The 18153-nt window shown below is 41.8% G+C and carries 13 protein-coding genes and 1 pseudogene; 8 read left to right on the top strand and 6 right to left on the bottom strand.

The window, feature by feature from the left end; genetic code table 11:
• Positions 1 to 62: 62 nt before the first annotated feature.
• Both L2737_RS14565 and L2737_RS14560 read right to left on the bottom strand, forming a co-directional pair.
• Positions 63 to 557 (bottom strand): hypothetical protein, encoded by a 495-nt coding sequence (locus tag L2737_RS14565; protein ID WP_248956180.1) that lies wholly within the window; start codon positions 555 to 557, stop codon positions 63 to 65.
• Positions 558 to 778: 221 nt separating this feature from the next.
• A complete protein-coding gene (locus tag L2737_RS14560; RefSeq protein WP_428848393.1) occupies positions 779 to 2056 on the bottom strand; it encodes a glycerophosphodiester phosphodiesterase family protein in 1278 nt (425 codons plus the stop codon).
• 304 nt (positions 2057 to 2360) lie between these two features.
• Between L2737_RS14560 and L2737_RS14555 the strand changes: the two genes are divergently transcribed.
• The 3 genes from L2737_RS14555 to L2737_RS14545 all read left to right on the top strand — a co-directional run bounded on the left by L2737_RS14555 (position 2361) and on the right by L2737_RS14545 (position 6041).
• The gene (locus L2737_RS14555; RefSeq protein ID WP_248956178.1) at positions 2361 to 3377 is read left to right on the top strand and encodes an aldo/keto reductase; all 1017 of its coding nucleotides are present in this window, start codon (positions 2361 to 2363) and stop codon (positions 3375 to 3377) included.
• Positions 3378 to 3387: 10 nt separating this feature from the next.
• On the top strand, positions 3388 to 3996 hold the full coding sequence (locus L2737_RS14550) for a protein tyrosine phosphatase family protein (RefSeq protein WP_248956177.1): 609 nt from the start codon (positions 3388 to 3390) through the stop codon (positions 3994 to 3996).
• Positions 3997 to 4907: 911 nt separating this feature from the next.
• Complete coding sequence (locus tag L2737_RS14545) at positions 4908 to 6041, top strand: hypothetical protein (protein WP_248956176.1); 1134 nt, start codon at positions 4908 to 4910, stop codon at positions 6039 to 6041.
• 350 nt (positions 6042 to 6391) lie between these two features.
• On the opposite strand, the pseudogene L2737_RS14540 reads toward L2737_RS14545, so the two are convergent.
• Positions 6392 to 6478: pseudogene (locus tag L2737_RS14540) on the bottom strand (hypothetical protein); the annotation flags it as partial.
• Between the two features lie 86 nt (positions 6479 to 6564).
• Positions 6565 to 7344 (bottom strand): TetR/AcrR family transcriptional regulator, encoded by a 780-nt coding sequence (locus tag L2737_RS14535; protein WP_248956175.1) that lies wholly within the window; start codon positions 7342 to 7344, stop codon positions 6565 to 6567.
• A 190-nt stretch (positions 7345 to 7534) separates the two neighbouring features.
• Here L2737_RS14535 and L2737_RS14530 point away from each other — a divergent pair, with 190 nt between their 5' ends.
• From L2737_RS14530 to L2737_RS14510, 5 genes are read left to right on the top strand one after another with little or no spacing between them, the layout of a single operon-like run.
• The gene (locus L2737_RS14530) at positions 7535 to 9037 is read left to right on the top strand and encodes a flavocytochrome c (protein WP_248956174.1); all 1503 of its coding nucleotides are present in this window, start codon (positions 7535 to 7537) and stop codon (positions 9035 to 9037) included.
• A gap of 11 nt (positions 9038 to 9048) precedes the next feature.
• Positions 9049 to 9402, top strand: coding sequence for a cytochrome c3 family protein (locus L2737_RS14525; RefSeq protein ID WP_248956173.1), 354 nt, complete (start codon positions 9049 to 9051; stop codon positions 9400 to 9402).
• A gap of 34 nt (positions 9403 to 9436) precedes the next feature.
• The gene (locus L2737_RS14520; protein ID WP_248956172.1) at positions 9437 to 10174 is read left to right on the top strand and encodes a cupin domain-containing protein; all 738 of its coding nucleotides are present in this window, start codon (positions 9437 to 9439) and stop codon (positions 10172 to 10174) included.
• Between the two features lie 55 nt (positions 10175 to 10229).
• Positions 10230 to 10697, top strand: coding sequence for a DUF3299 domain-containing protein (locus tag L2737_RS14515; protein ID WP_248956171.1), 468 nt, complete (start codon positions 10230 to 10232; stop codon positions 10695 to 10697).
• A gap of 29 nt (positions 10698 to 10726) precedes the next feature.
• Positions 10727 to 11857, top strand: a complete 1131-nt coding sequence (locus L2737_RS14510; RefSeq protein WP_248956170.1) for an OprO/OprP family phosphate-selective porin — start codon at positions 10727 to 10729, stop codon at positions 11855 to 11857.
• Between the two features lie 422 nt (positions 11858 to 12279).
• On the opposite strand, the gene L2737_RS14505 is transcribed toward L2737_RS14510, so the two are convergent.
• On the bottom strand, positions 12280 to 14952 hold the full coding sequence (locus L2737_RS14505; protein WP_248956169.1) for a TonB-dependent receptor domain-containing protein: 2673 nt from the start codon (positions 14950 to 14952) through the stop codon (positions 12280 to 12282).
• 184 nt (positions 14953 to 15136) lie between these two features.
• A complete protein-coding gene (locus L2737_RS14500; protein ID WP_248956168.1) occupies positions 15137 to 17965 on the bottom strand; it encodes a hypothetical protein in 2829 nt (942 codons plus the stop codon).
• Between the last annotated feature and the right edge of the window lie 188 nt (positions 17966 to 18153).

Here is an 18153-nt window from a genome sequence, read left to right as displayed (position 1 = left end):
CTCCTGCAACAAGGTGTTATTTTATCTTACGGAAATTACATAATAAAAAAACAACACTTCTATTATAAAACCTCAAGAGAACCTAAAAACAATTGGGCACTTTTTTTAGGAATATCACCTTCCCCAAAAAAAACGATTTGACTCACTAGGCTATCATCTAAGTGAATAAAACGTTGCGTGACATTTCGGCCCTTATAAATCAAATGATATTCATCGCCTAAATAATCCATCACGAAAATATTATTCGATGAGATTAATTCAGCACCTTTTTTGATTAAAGAAGCCGGACCAGACTGCGCATGTAATATGCTTTCACCGCGAAATACACTGATTCCGTACTCAACATTTTCCCTTCTTAATCGCACCATTTCAATTTGTAAATTTTCAACACTGATATTCTCAACTTTGGGCTTATCAGGGAACTTTACCACCACATTATCAGAGTCAAATTGATACTGAAGCCAATTCTGACCATCTACCTGCTCTTTCGTATTGAAGTGTTTATATGTAACTATTGCGATAATGCCGATTAAGGCAAGTTTTATAACTTTTCCCACTCTAAGTCCCTTTAGATTAGCTGATGTTTAAATTTGAACCTAAATTAACTTAACCAATTTGATAAAACACATATTTGTGTGGAACACATCACTATCAATTGAATTAATGACTTAGCAACTAATTGCTAAATGTGAATATTTTTAAAGCCGTTATGCCCAAAATCTTAAACCACCAAATACATTCATTAACTCAACACATTTGGCGGAAAGAGCCTTACGAATTAAATACCGACACAGTTAGCATAATAAGTCACAGTCGCGGGCCAGTCTGAAAACACGCCCATAACACCGACGTCTTTTGTTAGCACATCCAATAACTCAAATGCATCACCTTCATTATCGACAGCGTCAGTTATCGATTGATAATACCAACCGCCTGCGCCTTGAGTTAATAGACCCGAACGCTCAAGTGTCCAAGTAATAATATTCAATCCCGCCCCTTTAGCCGCGACTGCATACTCTGAGGGAACAATTTGATTATCGGTATCTAGTGTCACCAACACCCACAATGGCGGGGCAATAATCTTCACGCCATCATTTGCTAGCTCATCCATAGTCGGTGACCACGTCGCACTGTTTTGTGGGTCAAAGTCAGCCAAATCGTATCTATCGTCAAGATACACTCCTTGCTCACCAAAATCTGGACTATTGGCAATCCAGTATTTCACATCTTCAAGGTTAAATGATTGAGGGTAAACATTGGCGGCATCGACATCTGCAGCAACATATTCATCTACCATTTTTTGGGCATAATCTTGCTGGCTAAAACCGTCAAATGGCATTGCTACACTGGCCGACTTTAGCTCTGGTGTCATCTTTACTCCAGCCGCTTTAAACATAGTGATACTTGCAGCATGGGTCATTAGCGTGCCGCTACCTGAGTATAAATCGGTGCGCCAGTTAGCCGTTCCAGCCATAAACTCTTCAACTGTCGTCGCATTTGGGTTTGCACCATCCATTTTACCTTCAAGCATTTTAAACTCAGCCAAGGTGATATCACTGGTACAACATTGCGCCGTCGCCATAACGCCATTTACTAAGTCTGCAGGACTGAAAGGGACTGAGCACTTAGCAGCAAGCTCAGGAATAGCTAAAATATTAGTTGTTGTTGCCAAATCACATTGCGAATGACGACATACCAGCGCTTTATCTTGAGTAAATGTCACATCACATTCCACTACACCTGCACCTGAATCAATCGCAGCCTGATAAGACTCTTTAGTATGCTCAGGAAACTGCATTGCCGCGCCCCGATGGCCGATGGAAAAGTCATGTCGATACATTGTTTCACCAGCACATTGGGTCAATTGGTTTTTTAACTCACTGTCTTGCATTTGCTCAACTAAATATGAGGGTCTTGGGCCAACACTTACCACCACGGTTTTATCTAATTTCGCATCAACCTCACCTTGGCCGTTATCATCGTCATCATTACAACCTGAAATAAATAACAGACCTAGTGACATCGCTATTAGCGCAAGTTTGTTTTCACTCTTCATCAACATGCTTAACTCCATTTAATTTTTAGATGTACCTAGCAATCAGCTCAAACTTAAGCACAATTTGCTAAGCCACTTCGGAACGTAACCTTGCATAATCTAAAGAGTAAATGTGACTACAAAACAAACAAAATATGACATTTATTAGCATTTAATAATACAAAGAGTCCCATTAATGGGTGAACTCTCCGACTAACTGTAATAATCTATTTTAAATAGCTAATGGATAACTTGTAATAGTTCATAGGCGTCAAACCTTACTGAGATAATGTTTGCTCAAAACCGCTCATTTTTAGGATGATAAATGATTACCCACGAACCCAATGCACACTATATTGCCAACCCTACCCGATATAAAAATATGGCTTACGAACGATGCGGGCGCAGTGGCATTTTGTTACCTAAGCTTTCCCTAGGGTTATGGCAAAACTTCGGTGAAAACGACTCTCGAGTCAATGCTGCTAACATGCTTCATACAGCCTTTGACTCTGGTTTAACCCATTTTGATTTAGCTAATAATTATGGCCCTAATTATGGTGCTGCCGAATCAACTTTTGGTTCAATCTTTAAACACGACTTAACGCCTTATCGTGATGAATTGATTATTTCTAGCAAAGCGGGTTATGACATGTGGCCAGGCCCTTACGGAATGGGTGGATCACGTAAGTACTTGGTATCAAGCTGCGATCAAAGCCTTCAACGCACTGGCTTGGACTACTTTGATATCTTTTATCATCATTGTATGGATGCTGATACGCCATTAGAAGAAACCATGCAGGCACTGGATTACATTGTGCGTTCAGGCCGCGCTTTATACGTCGGGATTTCAAATTATCAACCTCAGCAAACCCAACAAGCCATTAAGATACTTCAAGATTTAGGTACTCCTTTATTAATCCATCAACCACGCTATAACCTGTTTGATCGCTGGATTGAAAATGGTCTTACGGAAGTGCTAAAAACTGAAGGCGTTGGCTCGATTGTATTTTCGCCTCTGGCGCAAGGCTTATTAACCAGTAAGTACCTCAATGGTATTCCTAAAGATTCTAGAGCAGCACAAGAACATCAAATTTACCTCGCCGAAAAAGACCTCACCTCAGCAAAAATATCAAAGGTGAAAGCCTTAAATGAATTAGCACAGCAGCGTGGACAATCGTTAGCGCAGATGGCCATTGCATGGGCACTGAATAATGAAGCTGTAACGACCTGTTTAATTGGTGCCAGTCGTCCGGCGCAAATTCTCGACTCTGTTAATGCACTGAATAAGCTAGACTTTAGCCAACAGGAATTAACTGCAATCAATAATATTCTAAAGGAATAGGATTTAAACGATGAACAGCCTAATCAATGATAAAGCAACATCTGGCAAACCACTAAAACACCGTACAAAAGGGGCTATAGCCATGACAATGATGATAACCGCATTAGCCCTAGTTAACCCTGTTGCCGCTGAAATTAATCCCGCACAGCTTGCAGATATAAAAGCGATCAAAATTAACAATAACCAGGTGATAACCGCAGGTTTGCCGACAAGCTCTGAGTTTGAAACGCTCAAACAAGCAGGCGTTGAGGTCGTGATTAACCTAATTCCAACCAATAATCCTAACTTTCTTGCTGAAGAACCCGAATTAGTAAACGATTCAGGGATGAAATATGAAAACATCGAAGTCGATTGGCAACAGCCAACAATAGAAAATGTTGAGCTGTTTTTTAGTGTGATGGAACAAAACAATGATAAGTCGATTTTAGTGCATTGCGCCGCCAACTATCGCGCCTCAGCATTTTACTATTTGTACCTAGCTACCCAAGGTATCGATGTTTCTGGAGAAGTACTAGAAGATACATTATCGCCTTGGGGGGACTTACAACAAAGCTTTGAAAAATACCCACAATGGCAAGCACTCATTGAACAAGTCAAACAAAAATACTCTACCAAATAGACCAACTCAACGTTGGGCAGCTATGTGTTAATAAGTGTGACTTTAAGATTTATCGACATAGCAGATAATTTGTTATGTCGATATTTTCATAAAATATTGTTAAGCAAGCTCATGAGTAACTTAAAAGTCTATGGTAGCGGGAGTTGCTCAATAAGCATCGAGCTTGATTAACTGCAACCAAAAACTGAAAACCTTGAGCCATTTTTTAGTGTTATGAAACAGCGCAGTGACGAATATATGTTTATCTTGAACATCATTTTGGTTGTTCAAGAGTTTCTATTGTCATGAAAATATAAAATTATCGTTTCCCAGATCTCAATACTGACACTACAACCTGTATCTCAACCAATAAAACCTTTAATCTCGCGCACTTCTGATGTGCCTTCAACACTAACCAATATTTAGCGGTCGCCTTTTAACCTCAATACAATCCAAGGTTAATTAAAACTCATGCCACTAAACCAAAATGAAAATAGCGCACAACTTGTCTATATCTATTGAATTCAACTAGAACATTGGATTTTCAGAAGGAAGGTTAATTCAGTAGCACACTTGAATAGTTGTCGATAAGGTGGCGTCACAATACGCCTATCTATTTACCTACATTATTTTTTAATTAATTAACTGCCTAATGAGTCATCACAACCCCGTTTTCAGGACAACTCTTTGCTCTTCTAGGTTGTCTTATTCAACGGCGAAAGCTAGATACACACCACGTTATTGTAAAGCAATTACCTACAACTAATTCTGGATTAACAACTGATTTAGTTAGCTGAGTTATCAAAATTAAAACGCTCAACGATTGTGATTTCCGCCCACAAAAAACGCACTCTAAGGGCTGTCACCGCAAATGGTGACGAAAGTTTCATAAAACACTTAAAAATATAAAATCTACAAATAGAAAGGGAAAAATGATGAGAAAAACCGCCAAGTTTATGTTGTCGATGGTGGCTACAGCAGTTGCAATGTCTTCTACTAATGCTATTGCAGAAGAACAAGAAGATGGTATAAGCATCGGAGGTGCTGTTCGCGTTAATTATGCATACAAAGACTACGATGAGTCCTCAAAAGACAAGTTAGGTGAATTTGATTTTGATGTAGCTTCAATTACATTTGACGGGAAAATAGGTGATTGGGGTATAGCTTCAGATTACCGATTCACTTCAGATAGCAACTACATAAAATACGGTTATGGCTTCTACGATATAAACTCTGAGTGGCAACTTCAACTTGGTATCAATAAAGTACCATTTGGTAATCCTGGTTTCATCTCAAACAGCTTTTGGTTCGGCCTTCCTTATTACCTAGGTTTTGAAGATAGCCACGATGTGGGTATTAAAGCCTCTTACGACAATAACGGCTGGAACACTGATTTCGCGTTCTACAAAAATCCTGTTTACAGTGCAACGGAAAACAAGCGTTATTCAGCTTCATTATTCAGCGGCGAAATCAATGGCACTGAATATCATAACGAAGAAACCAATGGGTTTAACTTTAGACAAACCTATACCTCTGAGTATGAAGGTGGTTCTACAACGTTTGGTGGTTCTGCTCAATATGGTCAAATCTATAACAGTGATACAGGTAATATGGGCGACCGTTATGCTGTAGCGTTGCATTTAGATAGCACTTACAAAGGCTGGAACTTGCAACTGCAAGCGATGCAATACGAATATGACGCGGCTGACTCTGCTGACGACAATAAAATCGGTATTGCTGTCGTAAGCTGGCAGTATGAAATCGCTTCTAAAGGCCAGGCCTATAGCGCAAATATCGCTAAAACCTTTGCCACTGATTTTGGTAGTGTTAAATGTTACAACGACTTTGGTTTAATGACACCTGACGTAGCTGACGATAGCTATGACAACAGCATGCAAAACGTCACAGGTTGTGCGATCTCTGCTGGTGCGACTTACACCATGGTTGACTTTATTTTGGGTAAAAACATGACTTTCGCGACAGCCAATAATGACCATATAGGCTTACCAGAATTCGGCAATGACTGGGACAAACGAATTAATGTTAATTTCGGGTACTATTTCTAAAGATTAGAACCTAAATGCGATAATCCAAGCGTTAGATAATCAAACAGACAGAAACAAATTCATGCTCCTTAGTTTCTGTCTGTTTTACCTTCAACTTTGTAACTCATATGGGTCATTGATGACTCGATTGATAGCACTTCCAGCTGCAACAATAACTCAACCAATCCGACATACCTTCATCGATATTGCCCTTTCGTCCATTCTAATTCGGCTTCAAGTTGGCCGATCTTTAATTGTTCATCCGATGATTTAGATGACTTAAACTTAGACTTAGACTTAGACTTAGACTTAGACTTAGACTTAGACTTAGACTTAAACTTAGCTTTATCTAACAAATGGCTTTGTCAGAGATAAAAAGTTTTAAGTAAAATACCAAATCGTTCTGATACCTCAGCGACTGAATAGCCACGTTCATTTGTCTGCCTAACCGCTTCAATTTTAAATTCTTGGTATCAGTGTTTGCCTTTGCTCAAAACACCTCGCATTGAACTTACAATGTAACTCATTTGGTGTTTAGCAAAGCCTAGGAAGTCCCAGATTTCTCAGCACGAACACTACAAACCATTTTACCTGTCGCTAAACAAGTTTCACACGTGCGCTTTTGACCAGCACCATGATCTAAAAACTGACGAATACGTTGACTTAAGCCTTGCATCATCTCCTGCGTAATCGGTGTGCGCCAATGGTAGTAATTCATCAAACGGCTGATATGACGTAAACCATCCGCATCATCAGAATTTAAATATTTATCATCCATCAAACCACTTTGATATGAAGATGTCGCACCAGCGAGAAAAAAGTACAGTGACTGGGATAAATTTTTGATATCCATTTCTGTCGCATTCAGCTCACCCGCGGCAACGGCATCTTCCAATGGGTTTCGAATACAACTCCAAAAGAGGTTCACCCGATTGCGAAGGATAGATATTTTATCAGAGCTGGCTAATTGCCAAAACATGCTATTGATTGAAACAACTCTCAATATGTTAAATATTGGGCTTAATTTTACTAATTCAAAAGTAAAGATAAGCGGTAACACTGCACGTTCATGAACAGTTAAATGAGGATTATCTTTAATAAAATCGGGCATTCTTGATGAAGTTGTATTGCGTAAAAACAAGCAAACTAATACATCTTCTTTTGACTCAAAATATTTGTAAAGCGTGTTGGTTGAACACTGAGCACCCTTGGCGATCTGTGCAAACCTAAAAGAAACAACCCCTTGATTATCAATAAGTTCTTCTGCCGCATCTAATAATTGATTACACCTTATTACATCCATTTTATGATTTGGACAGTGCATGTTCATCTCTTATTTATCAAGTTGATTCCAGTTGATATTACGGCTATAGGCAGATTTTTATAGTTAAAAGAAACATTTTCTTGAGCAGCTCCACAAAAAAGATTATCACCCCGCATAAAGTGTGATTTTGCGCATGTTTAGTTAAATGATGAAAGCATATTGTTAGCCCAAGTTAATCGGAGGCAACACAATGCAAACAAGACGTTCATTTTTAAAATTTGGGGCTGGAGCTGCTGCCGTTGGCGCACTTTCACCATTAGCAGTTAGCGCTAATTCATCAGAAGTGAAGTGGGATGAAAAGCATGAGATCGTTATCGTAGGTTCTGGTTTTGCAGGCTTAGCCGCTGCAGTTGAAGCGGGTAAATTAGGTGCTAAAGATATCGTCATCTTTGAAAAGCTCGGCGTATATGGTGGCAATAGTACCCTCAATGCTGGCCAAGCTTGTTTTGCCAATACTGATCTACAAAAACAGCTAGGCATTGAAGACAGCGCAGAGTTAATGGTGCAAGACCAACTAAAATCTGGCCGAGGCTATGCCAGTGAAGAATTACTGCGTCACAGCGCTGAACTCGGTCCATACATTTACCAACTGACTAAAGATTGTGGCTGTGTTTATCGCGATCACATCATCAACACAGGCGGTACAAGTGCCACCCGTAGTCACCAAGTAGTTGAACGCAGTGGTGCAGGTTTTATCCGCCCAATGCTCAAAACGGCTAGAAGCTACGGCGTTAAAACCAAAATCCGCCATAAGTTCGAACACCTTATTACCGCAAAAGACGGCACTGTTCTAGGTATTCAAATACGTCGTGGCTACCACTTCGGTCATGAAGAATCGGGCGAACTCATCAATGTAAAAGCTGAGAAAGGTGTGTTGATTGCAACAGGCGGTTTTGGTGCTAACGTCAACTTCCGCCAAGCACTAGACCCCAACTTAGGTAATGAAGTGGGCTGTACCAATGCGCGTGGCGCAACAGGTGATGGCCTAATTGCCATGCTTGCAGAAGGTGCTATGCCAATTCACTTGAGCTTTATTCAATCAGGCCCTTGGGCATCTCCTGATGAAGGTGGCTTTGGCTACGGCGCAGGTTTCTCGCTATATAACTTCCCCCACTCTATTGCTATCGACCGTAACACTGGCGAGCGTTTCATGAATGAAACTGCCGACCGTAAACACCGTGCCGATTTAGAAGTTCAACGCAGAGATAAAGACGGTAACCCTAACCCTGCATTACTCATCGCACCTAAACATGAGGCGCAAAAAGATCCTTCTATGGCTAACGTCCTCAAATATAACGTTGCCTGGGAGTTTGACAGCGTAGATGCGATTGCCAAGCACTTTGACCTACCTAACAAAGCGCTTAAAAAGCAGATAGATGATTGGAACAAATACGTCAAAGCAGGCGAAGATCCGCAGTTTGGCAAACGTATGAACATGAGCACTGGTATCTATCTGACTGCACCATTCATCGTGCAACGCTTATGGCCAAAAGTGCATTACTGCCAAGGCGGTATCCAAATTAATGCCAAAGCAGAAGTGATTGCTGCAAAAACAGGACAAAGCATTCCAGGGCTTTATGCCGCAGGCGAAGTTTCCGGTGGCGTACATGGTGTGAGCCGACTTGGTGGCTGTTCAACACCAGAGTGTATGGCATTTGGCGTAACTGCTGCTCGTTCAATGATGAAGGCATAAGGAAAATTACCATGAAGACAGTTAACACATTACTTGCACTCATTCTTGGTGGTTGCATTGCACTTTCAGCACAAGCGCAAGATCAGCGGGATTATCATGAAATGGTATACGACTCAGGCTGTAAAACCTGTCATGACCAAGGGATGAAAGCCTTCCCGTCAGATGAATCTTGTTTGCAATGCCATGACATGAGCGAACTGGCAGAACAAACAAAACGTGAAGGCCATGAAGCTCAACAGAACCCTCATGACAGCATGCATTACGGCCAAGAAGCGCCGTGTATGGAGTGTCACGGAGAGCATAAACCGAAACAAGCAATCTGCATGGATTGCCACAATTTCGACTTCCCAAAATTTAAACAATAAAACTGAAATACCTAACAATATAAAGGAATAGATGATGAAAAAACTAATCGCAATGTCAGCAATCCTTGTTACAGGTTGCGCTGTAGCAGGTGACAAGCCAGCAGACCAACCTTGGCATAATGAAAAGCCAACACTGTCTACCATCAATGCTCCAACTAAAGTCATGCCTATGGTATGTAAGCAAGAGCAAGCGATGAAGTACCTTGAAGAATTGAAGTCTGGCAAAAAAGACATCAACTCTATCATGTCGAACGATCACGGTGGCACTGGAGCTAATGAATCAGGCTGGTTAACTTGGCGTGTTGATGACCCAAGCAATCTTATCCCTTGTCCAGAAGGCGGTGCTGGCGCTACTGAAGTTGGCATGTGTTGGAAAGAGCTGAACGATGAGCCAACAGTAATTGGTTTAGTTCGAGTTGCGCCTGGTACGGCAGCACCTCATTACCATCGTGAAATGGAATGTTACTACGGCCTAAGTGGTCAAGGACTAACGTGGGCTCAAGAGCGCATGCAACCATTTGGTGCTGGTGACTACATTGAGATCCCATCTAAAGCAATGCACTACACACCAAACACCTATGATGATCAAGATCTGATCTACATGTACTGGTTCCCACTAGATGGCAAGTTCTCAACCTTCAAATACCAGTGGCCACAAGATGTAGGTCCAGGTGAGCAACTAATGTTCGACTTTATCCCATACACCAACTCTAAGCTTGTGCGCTCAGGTAATGGTGGTTACGGCTGGGATGTTGTTCAAAAAGCTAAGTAATCCAGGTTAATAGTTAACTAGGAAGGGCCAGCTCACGTTGGCCCAACATAAAGTTATGAAAAAATCACTAATATTGTTTATCGCTGTACTGTTCAGCAGCCAATTAGCTGCCGATGAGGCCATGTCGATTTTATGGCAACAATTGGCTCCTGGACCAAGCGACTTACCCGTCGCAACCAACGTCAATCAAGACCTTGACGGTAAAACGATCATTATACCGGGATTTATAGTGCCTTTAGATGGCCTAGATGTTAGCCGCAGTAAGAACTTCTTACTTACGCCGCAGCAAGGCGCGTGCTTTCATAAACCTCCTGCTCCCGCCAATCAGCTCATCCATGTGGTATTTGATGAGCCGATAGCCATCCCTGATGCACATCATCCTATGTATATCGCCGGTACACTCAGTATTAAATCGGCACAATCAGGCTTTGCCAAAACCGGTTATGCACTCAAAGGGATTGAAGCTATCGAGTATCCCATTTCGGTAGCGAAAACCAGCGCAGCTCATTCACATCAACACTGAGAGTTAGCAATACTTTCAAGGACAAAAATATGAAAAACACCGCCAAGTTTATGTTGTCGATGGTGGCCACAGCAATTGCAATGTCTTCAGTCAACGTCATGGCAGAAGAGCAAGAAGATGGTATTAACATCGGTGGCGCAGTGCGCGTAAATTATGCATATAGAGATTATGACGAATCTAATAAAGATAAACTAGGTGAGCTTGATTTCGAGATGGCTGCCATTAAGTTTAATGGTAAAAAAGGTGATTGGGGTTTAGCTGCTGAATATCGCTTTACTTCAGGCAGTAACTATATCAAATACGGTTACGGCTCTTATGATATTGATCCGAATTGGCAGCTGCAAGTCGGTATTAATAAAGTGCCTTTTGGTAACCCTGAGTTTATCTCTAATAGTTTCTGGTTTGGTATACCTTACTACCTAGGTTTTGAAGATAATCACGATGTGGGTATTAAAGCCTCTTACGACAATAATGGCTGGAACACTGATTTCGCGTTCTACAAAAATCCTGTTTACAGTGCAACGGAAAACAAACGTTATTCTGCGTCATTATTCAGTGGTGAAATCAATGGCACTGAATACCACAACGAAGAAACTAACGGCTTTAACTTTAGACAAACCTATACTTCTGAGTATGAAGGCGGTTCGACTACATTTGGTGGCTCTGTTCAATACGGTCAAATCTATAACAGTGATACAGGTAATATGGGCGACCGTTATGCTGTAGCGTTGCATTTAGATAGCACTTACAAAGGCTGGAACTTGCAACTGCAAGCGATGCAATACGAGTACGATGCAGCAGACTCTGCTGACGACAATAAAATCGGTATTGCTGTAGTGAGTTGGCAGTATGAAATAGCCTCTAAAGGCCAAGCGTACAGTGCAAATATCGCTAAAACCTTTGCCACTGATTTTGGTAGTGTTAAATGTTACAACGATTTCGGTTTAATGACCCCTGATGTTGCTGACGATAGCTATGACAACAGCATGCAAAACGTCACAGGTTGTGCGATCTCTGCTGGTGCGACTTACACCATGGTTGACTTTATTTTGGGTAAAAACATGACGTTTTCTACCGCTAATAATGACCATGTAGGTTTACCTGAAATGGGTGATGACTGGGATAAACGCATTAACATTAACTTTGGTTACTATTTTTAAGCTATTACTAACTCTATTGACGTTAGTCTTTATTTAAATGTTCTGTAGCTAGCTGTATAAAAAACAAATAGTCAGAAACAAAAACGGCCACTTTCTTGTTCCAGAAGAAAGTGGCCTCGCGCTTTATGTCGCAATAACAGGATGAAGTATTACCACAAACATTAGCACTCGCGTTGCTATTTTTACTTATCACTTCTTCGTTTAAAAACGCCTGTCTTAAATAACGTCTTATCAATAAAGAAGCGTGTGATTAATTGCAAAGAAGTGTTCCAGACTTCCTACTCTAAATCACACTACATACTGGATTTTTAGCATTAAAAGGATGAAGTAATAATGCTAAAAATCAGTACCTTGTTACACTCAAGAAAACCAAGGGTTACCATTTATCCGCAATGCAGTGACAGATAACCCTGTTACTATTTTTAGTATTGGTAATCGAATTGCAGAGTGAATTCTGTTCCTGGCTCTTTTGCGTATACCACCACGTCTTGCTGATCGTATTCGGTTGTTTCGCCTAGGATATTCTTCACTTTAAATTTCACCCCAAAGCTTTCTGTTGGCAGGTAGCTGTATGTGAAATCTAAACTATGAAAAGGTTGCTCATAAACATCATCTAACCCGCCGCGTCCGCCATAAGCAATACGTTCACCAAACACGTTATATACCAGTGTCGCACTATGTGACTCATTAGCAGAATCATAGCTAAACTGCATGTTGGCAACCCACTCAGAGTGACCTGTCATGCGGCGCTTATTATTAGTTGGGTCAATCTCACCATTCGCTAAGATTTCAATTTCTGAATCACTTAAGGTTAAGTTACCCGCGACAAAGAAGTCTTCCCAGAATCCGCCTTCTGTGCCGATAAAGCCAAGGTCATGTAAAAACTCGGTTTCGATACCATAAATAACGCCTGATTCAGCATTGTAAAACTTGAGCTGACGACCGGCTTCAGAAATACGTTGAATCGCTTCAATCGGGGCATCGACGTCTTTGTAGAAACCGCCAACACTTAAGTTTGCGCCATCTTCTGAGTAGTATTCCCAACGTAAATCCAAGTTGTAAATATCAGAGCTTTCAAGCTCTGGGTTACCGAAGAAATCAAAACCAGTAATAGGGTCTTGGAAACGTACTGGCGCAACTTCACGTAAGTCAGGGCGCACCAATGTTTTACTTGCACCAAATCGCCACTGACTCACATCAGATGATTTCCAGGTTAACGACATTGATGGGAACCAGCCATCTTCAGCGATAGCATAGTCTTCCATGTCATAACGACCACCTTCATCTGAGATTTCGCCATCAGGCGTTAGTGGTAATGTCACTCGGCGGAAATCTTCATAGCGAACACCCGCAACAAAGCGCCATACGTCATCAAAGTCGATATCAAGGTTCACAAACCCTGCATCAATCATTTCTGCGGCAATGTAATCTTCGGTGTCTGTTGAAGCATCTTTAAGTTCTAAATCAAGCGTGTCATTGGCAATATTGTCATCAGAGAAAATATTATCAAAATCAGTTGATAGGATGTCACCATTAGGATCTGTTGGACTTAAGCCAACATCAAAACCTAAACGTGTTGCATAGCTTTCACGGGTGCGCTCAAAGTATTCGTAACCACCACTAATTTTTAGCACGTTCATGCCAAATTCAAACGGTAGGGTTAAATCGAACTTGTAATTTTCGGTATTATCATCAAGGCGGCTATAAACATATTTAGGCGCATCTTGAGTATTCAAGTTACGGCTTGTCATGTTATTAGCATCATCAAACAATACGTTATAAGTGTACGAAAGCTCATTAGGTGCATAACGCTTAGAGCTTGCGTTTGAATACATCCAATTAGCTTCTAAGTCCCATAGATACTCAAAGAAATGGTTACCCTGAATTTGGTTACTAATCAGATTACGTTCTTCATAAGCCACATCGTAAACTTGCAGAGCATTAGGCTCTGAAATCGTATCGATGGTTTCTTCAATTGCCACTGATACATCATCTGAAGTGTCGCGCAGGTAAGTTGAGAAGGTTTGAATTTTATGGTCGTAACCAATTTCTAAACCTAAATTGAGCATGCCAGACATTTGCACAATCGAATCAGTACCCATAACATCTTTTGAGTTTTCGATTTGTACGTTGTCAGCATCACCCGCTAATTCCACTTCCGTTTTGGTGTAGTTTTCAGCTTGTTTCTTATAAGAAACTGCCGACATTGCGCCAAAAATAATGTCATCAGTAATATCCCAGCGATCGCCAATAGCGATGTTACCGCGAATACCTGGGTCAGTGCTTTCAGTAAATACCGTCATGTCGCGATACATGTCACTGGCTAACCCACGGTTAATTTCCTGCGCCTTGGCAAAATCAATGGTACCGTTTGAACCTGTCACGATATCAATTGGGCTGATCCCGCCATACATATTATTGACATCATTAATGCTGTTAGGCATTGAACGAGTGCCGTCATCTTGGCCCATCCAATCATCACCACCACCGTTATAAGTGAAAGTGTCATCAGAATCGTTGGTGTTGTAACGGCCACCTAAAGACACTTTAAAAAAGAAGTCTGCAGGAATGGATTTAGTACGAATATCAACATGACCACCACCAAAAGCTGCTGGCGTACTGGCTGTACTGGCTTTTTGTACTGATAGTGACTCAATAATAGAGGCCGGGAACATATCCAGCGGTACCACGTTACGAGTTGGGTCTGGTGATGGCACAACCGCACCATTTAAAGAAGTACTTGAATAGCGTTCGCCCAAACCACGTACGTAAATAAACTTGCCATCTTTTAGTGTCAAACCAGTCACACGGCGCAGCGCTGCGGCGGCGTCACTGTCACCTGTGCGAGAAATTTGGTCTGCACCCATGATGTCAACAACCGTTGGTTGTTCACGACGTTCTTCAACTGCTGCTGAAGCAGAAGTGCGCAAGCGACCCGTTACAGCAATCACTTCAATTGGGAAATCTTCACCTGGATCAACCGCAGGCGTTTCTTCCGAGTAAGCTGGTAGTGTTGTAAAAAGAGAGGCTGCAGAAATGGCAGTGACAACAGCTAGACTTAGCTTGTTAGCGATAAAACTCGGCTTGGTTTTCATAGCGTTTTTCAATCCTGTACACAGTTCAGGTTGCGCCTTCGTCTTGGGAAACTCTATTTACATGGCTTACACAGACGAGGCAGAAAGTATTGTCTTATTGACTCAATATCACTTACTAAAACCCTGAGATAAGGGTTTTAATTAATGCCAGCAAGCACTGCTTGCTGGCATTATCAGGGCAGATTTACTTGATAAATGCCCAACCTTCACGCCAGTCAGTCTGGCCATCGAATGCACCGATATAATCAGTTGATTCGAAGAAAGTATCAGTCGTGCTCATATCAAGACCAGTACCCAGTAACACGGTGTCAGTACCTGCTGGCATGCCATCTGTTAATGTGACTTCTTGTGCAGAGTTACCTGTTTGCGCTAAGAACCACTCTTCGGTACCAACCGCATCAGTTGTCGCATCATTATCTGAGCTGTATTTAAATGGCTCGTTACAATCGATTACTGAGTGAGAAATCATTAATGAACCATCATTAACATTGTCAACAAGACCGGCATACGTACCGTCTAGCTCTAGACACTCACCTGATTCAGTCTCCGAAGTTGAACCTTTACGACCTTGAATCAATAGGTTGTGGATTGACGCTGCTGTAGCAACACGAAGGATAATCCCTTCACCTTTGTCGCCACTGGCATTTTCAATGTCAGTACCTGGAAGGATGGTCACGTTAGAGATAGTTGGGTTAGACACTGGTGTATCGTCAGTTCCTTTATGGCTATCACCTTCAAAACCACGGTTTGCTTGACCATCTTCATGAGTGATATACACATATTGTGCTTTACCCTGCCAGCCATTAGTCCAATCTAAGCTGTCATCGAAGTTGTCAGTTAAGTAAACATATTTAAGGTTGACTGCACCGCCCCAGAACTCAACACCATCATCGCCATTAGCGTGAACTTGGATATGGTCAACTTGCGTACCGCTACCTACTGCCGCAAATGAGATACCGTTCATTTCTTGAGTATCGTTCACTTTAAAGCCAGCATACTTAACTACCACATAGCTGATTTGACCGCTGTTATCAGCATTGTCGTTACCGCCGTATGGGAAATCGCCCACTTCGAATGAAGCATCACATGCATCTTTATCAGGACAAGTATTGGTTTCTCCGTTACCAAGAAGTACTAAACCACCCCATTGGCCACGCTCACCTTCTGCACCCGCAATCACATCTTGCTGCGAAGTCATCACGATTGGATGTTCAGCACTACCTTGAGCCATGATTTTTGAACCACGGCTAATCGCGATGTAGCTGTTATCTGTTGCAAATAACTGAGTACCAGCTTGAATGGCTAATGTCGCTGAGTCAGTTTTATCACCACCAACAACCACTGCACCGCCATCCACTTTGTACATCACGTTTTGACCAGCAAGCAGTGTTGTATTCGTGGTGATGTTACCTTCGATTGAACAGACTAAAGTCACGCTGTCATCTTTATAAAGGCCTGCAACCACATCTTCTGCAGTTGTGCCAACTGGGCAAGATGTTAATACTGGTAATTCAGTTGGCGCTGGCGCTGCGTCTTCATGAATCGCAGTTGTCCAGCCCGTAGTCCAATCAGTTGTACCGTCGAATGCACCGATATACTCAGCATCCATTAAACGGTCATCCATGTTAGCTAAATCTGCTGCACCGCCAGTTAATGCCACTGAAGATGAGTTAGGCATGTAACCAGTTAGGTCAGATGCACCCGCTAGGTTACCTTCTTGTTCAAGGAACCATTGCTCAACGTCAAGTGCAAGTTCACGACCTTCATCAGCATCTGGTTTTGCATTTTTAAACGGCTCAACACAGTCGATTAAGCTGTTTTGCATGTTTAAGTTGCCAGCTTCTGCAGTAATAACTGTGTTGTCATCATTCACTTCTAAACACTCGCCAGATGCCACATCACCTTTAACCAGCATGTTGTAAGCGTCTACTGCAGTGCCTTTACGGAATAAGATACCTTCAGCATCATCGCCGCCACTGTTAGTGCCATTAGCCACTTGAATAGTAAAGTTAGCTAAAGTTGGACGAGATTGAGGTTCTGCGTCTGCGCTGCTGTTACTGTCAGCTTCAATACCACGGTTAGAACCGTTATCTTCTTGACGGATATATACGTGTTGCGCGCTACCTTGCCAACCGTTTGTCCAGTCTAAAGAATCATCAAAGTTTTCAGTTAACACAACGTGAGAAAGCGATACGTTACCGCCCCAGAACTCAACACCGTCATCGTTATTTTTATGAATTTGGATATGGTCAACAGTTGTGCCCGCACCGACTGCTGCAAAGCTGATACCGTTCATTTCTTGTGTATCGTTGATTTTAAAACCACCGAACTCAACGCGAACATATTGGATAACACCTGAATTATCTTCAGTGTCATCACCACCGTAGCTGTGACTTCCTACTTCAAATGCAGCATCACAACTGGTTAAATCAGGGCATGAGTTAACTGGTGCGTTACCTAAAACAACTAAGCCGCCCCATTGACCCGCTTGACCTTCTTGACCCAATGCAGATTCAAGTGATGTAAATACGATAGGTTCATCTTCTGAACCTTCTGCCATGATTTTAGAGTCACGACTAATCACTAGGTAAGACTCACTGCCACCCACAATTTTAGTGCCAGGCATGATAGATAATTCAACTGAATCGGCTTTATCGCTACCAGCGATAACTGCGCCATCTAGCATCCAAACAACATCGTTACCAAGAATAATATTGTCACCATCTTGGCCGCCAACATTCACTGTCGATGCAGCAGTAGAAGGTGCTAATGTGCCTGACAATACCCAAACTTCTTTACCGTCGATTGCTGCAATAGTTGCACTCTTCTCAGCAAAACCACCGTAAGCAGCTTCCTGATCTGAAATGTCAGGAGTTGTAGGACCTGGGTTAGTTGGCGTTTCACCGTCTGAACCTGTATCGATATTAATGTCACCACCACAACCAGCAAGTAGCAAAGTTGCAGAAAGTGCAGCAGATACAGCATTAAGTTTAAAAATGTTTTTCAGTTCCATTGTCATCTCCGAGGACGGATTTAAGCGTGTTAAGTAATTCGGCTGGACGACAAACTAACCCTCAAAAATGACAAAAAGACTGCGTAAAAATGACAACAACATTTCATTAACATGAAGTAAATATTAAAATCGAATAGAGACAATGACTTACAACTTGATACGGCTTGATTTTTATTGTCACATTATTA

The sequence above is a fragment of the Shewanella electrodiphila genome (assembly GCF_023283985.1).
Lineage (GTDB): Bacteria > Pseudomonadota > Gammaproteobacteria > Enterobacterales > Shewanellaceae > Shewanella > Shewanella electrodiphila.
This window is presented reverse-complemented; position numbering and strand designations above follow the sequence as displayed.

Excerpts from the sequence above, each read along its gene's own strand:
- L2737_RS14560 (WP_428848393.1), bottom strand. The coding sequence starts at position 2,056 with ATGAAGAGTGAAAACAAACTTGCGCTAATAGCGATGTCACTAGGTCTG.
- L2737_RS14500 (WP_248956168.1), bottom strand. The coding sequence starts at position 17,965 with ATGGAACTGAAAAACATTTTTAAACTTAATGCTGTATCTGCTGCACTT.
- L2737_RS14530 (WP_248956174.1), top strand. The coding sequence starts at position 7,535 with ATGCAAACAAGACGTTCATTTTTAAAATTTGGGGCTGGAGCTGCTGCC.
- L2737_RS14525 (WP_248956173.1), top strand. The coding sequence starts at position 9,049 with ATGAAGACAGTTAACACATTACTTGCACTCATTCTTGGTGGTTGCATT.
- L2737_RS14515 (WP_248956171.1), top strand. The coding sequence starts at position 10,230 with ATGAAAAAATCACTAATATTGTTTATCGCTGTACTGTTCAGCAGCCAA.
- L2737_RS14535 (WP_248956175.1), bottom strand. The coding sequence starts at position 7,344 with ATGCACTGTCCAAATCATAAAATGGATGTAATAAGGTGTAATCAATTA.
- L2737_RS14505 (WP_248956169.1), bottom strand. The coding sequence starts at position 14,952 with ATGAAAACCAAGCCGAGTTTTATCGCTAACAAGCTAAGTCTAGCTGTT.
- L2737_RS14510 (WP_248956170.1), top strand. The coding sequence starts at position 10,727 with ATGAAAAACACCGCCAAGTTTATGTTGTCGATGGTGGCCACAGCAATT.
- L2737_RS14555 (WP_248956178.1), top strand. The coding sequence starts at position 2,361 with ATGATTACCCACGAACCCAATGCACACTATATTGCCAACCCTACCCGA.
- L2737_RS14545 (WP_248956176.1), top strand. The coding sequence starts at position 4,908 with ATGATGAGAAAAACCGCCAAGTTTATGTTGTCGATGGTGGCTACAGCA.
- L2737_RS14550 (WP_248956177.1), top strand. The coding sequence starts at position 3,388 with ATGAACAGCCTAATCAATGATAAAGCAACATCTGGCAAACCACTAAAA.
- L2737_RS14520 (WP_248956172.1), top strand. The coding sequence starts at position 9,437 with ATGAAAAAACTAATCGCAATGTCAGCAATCCTTGTTACAGGTTGCGCT.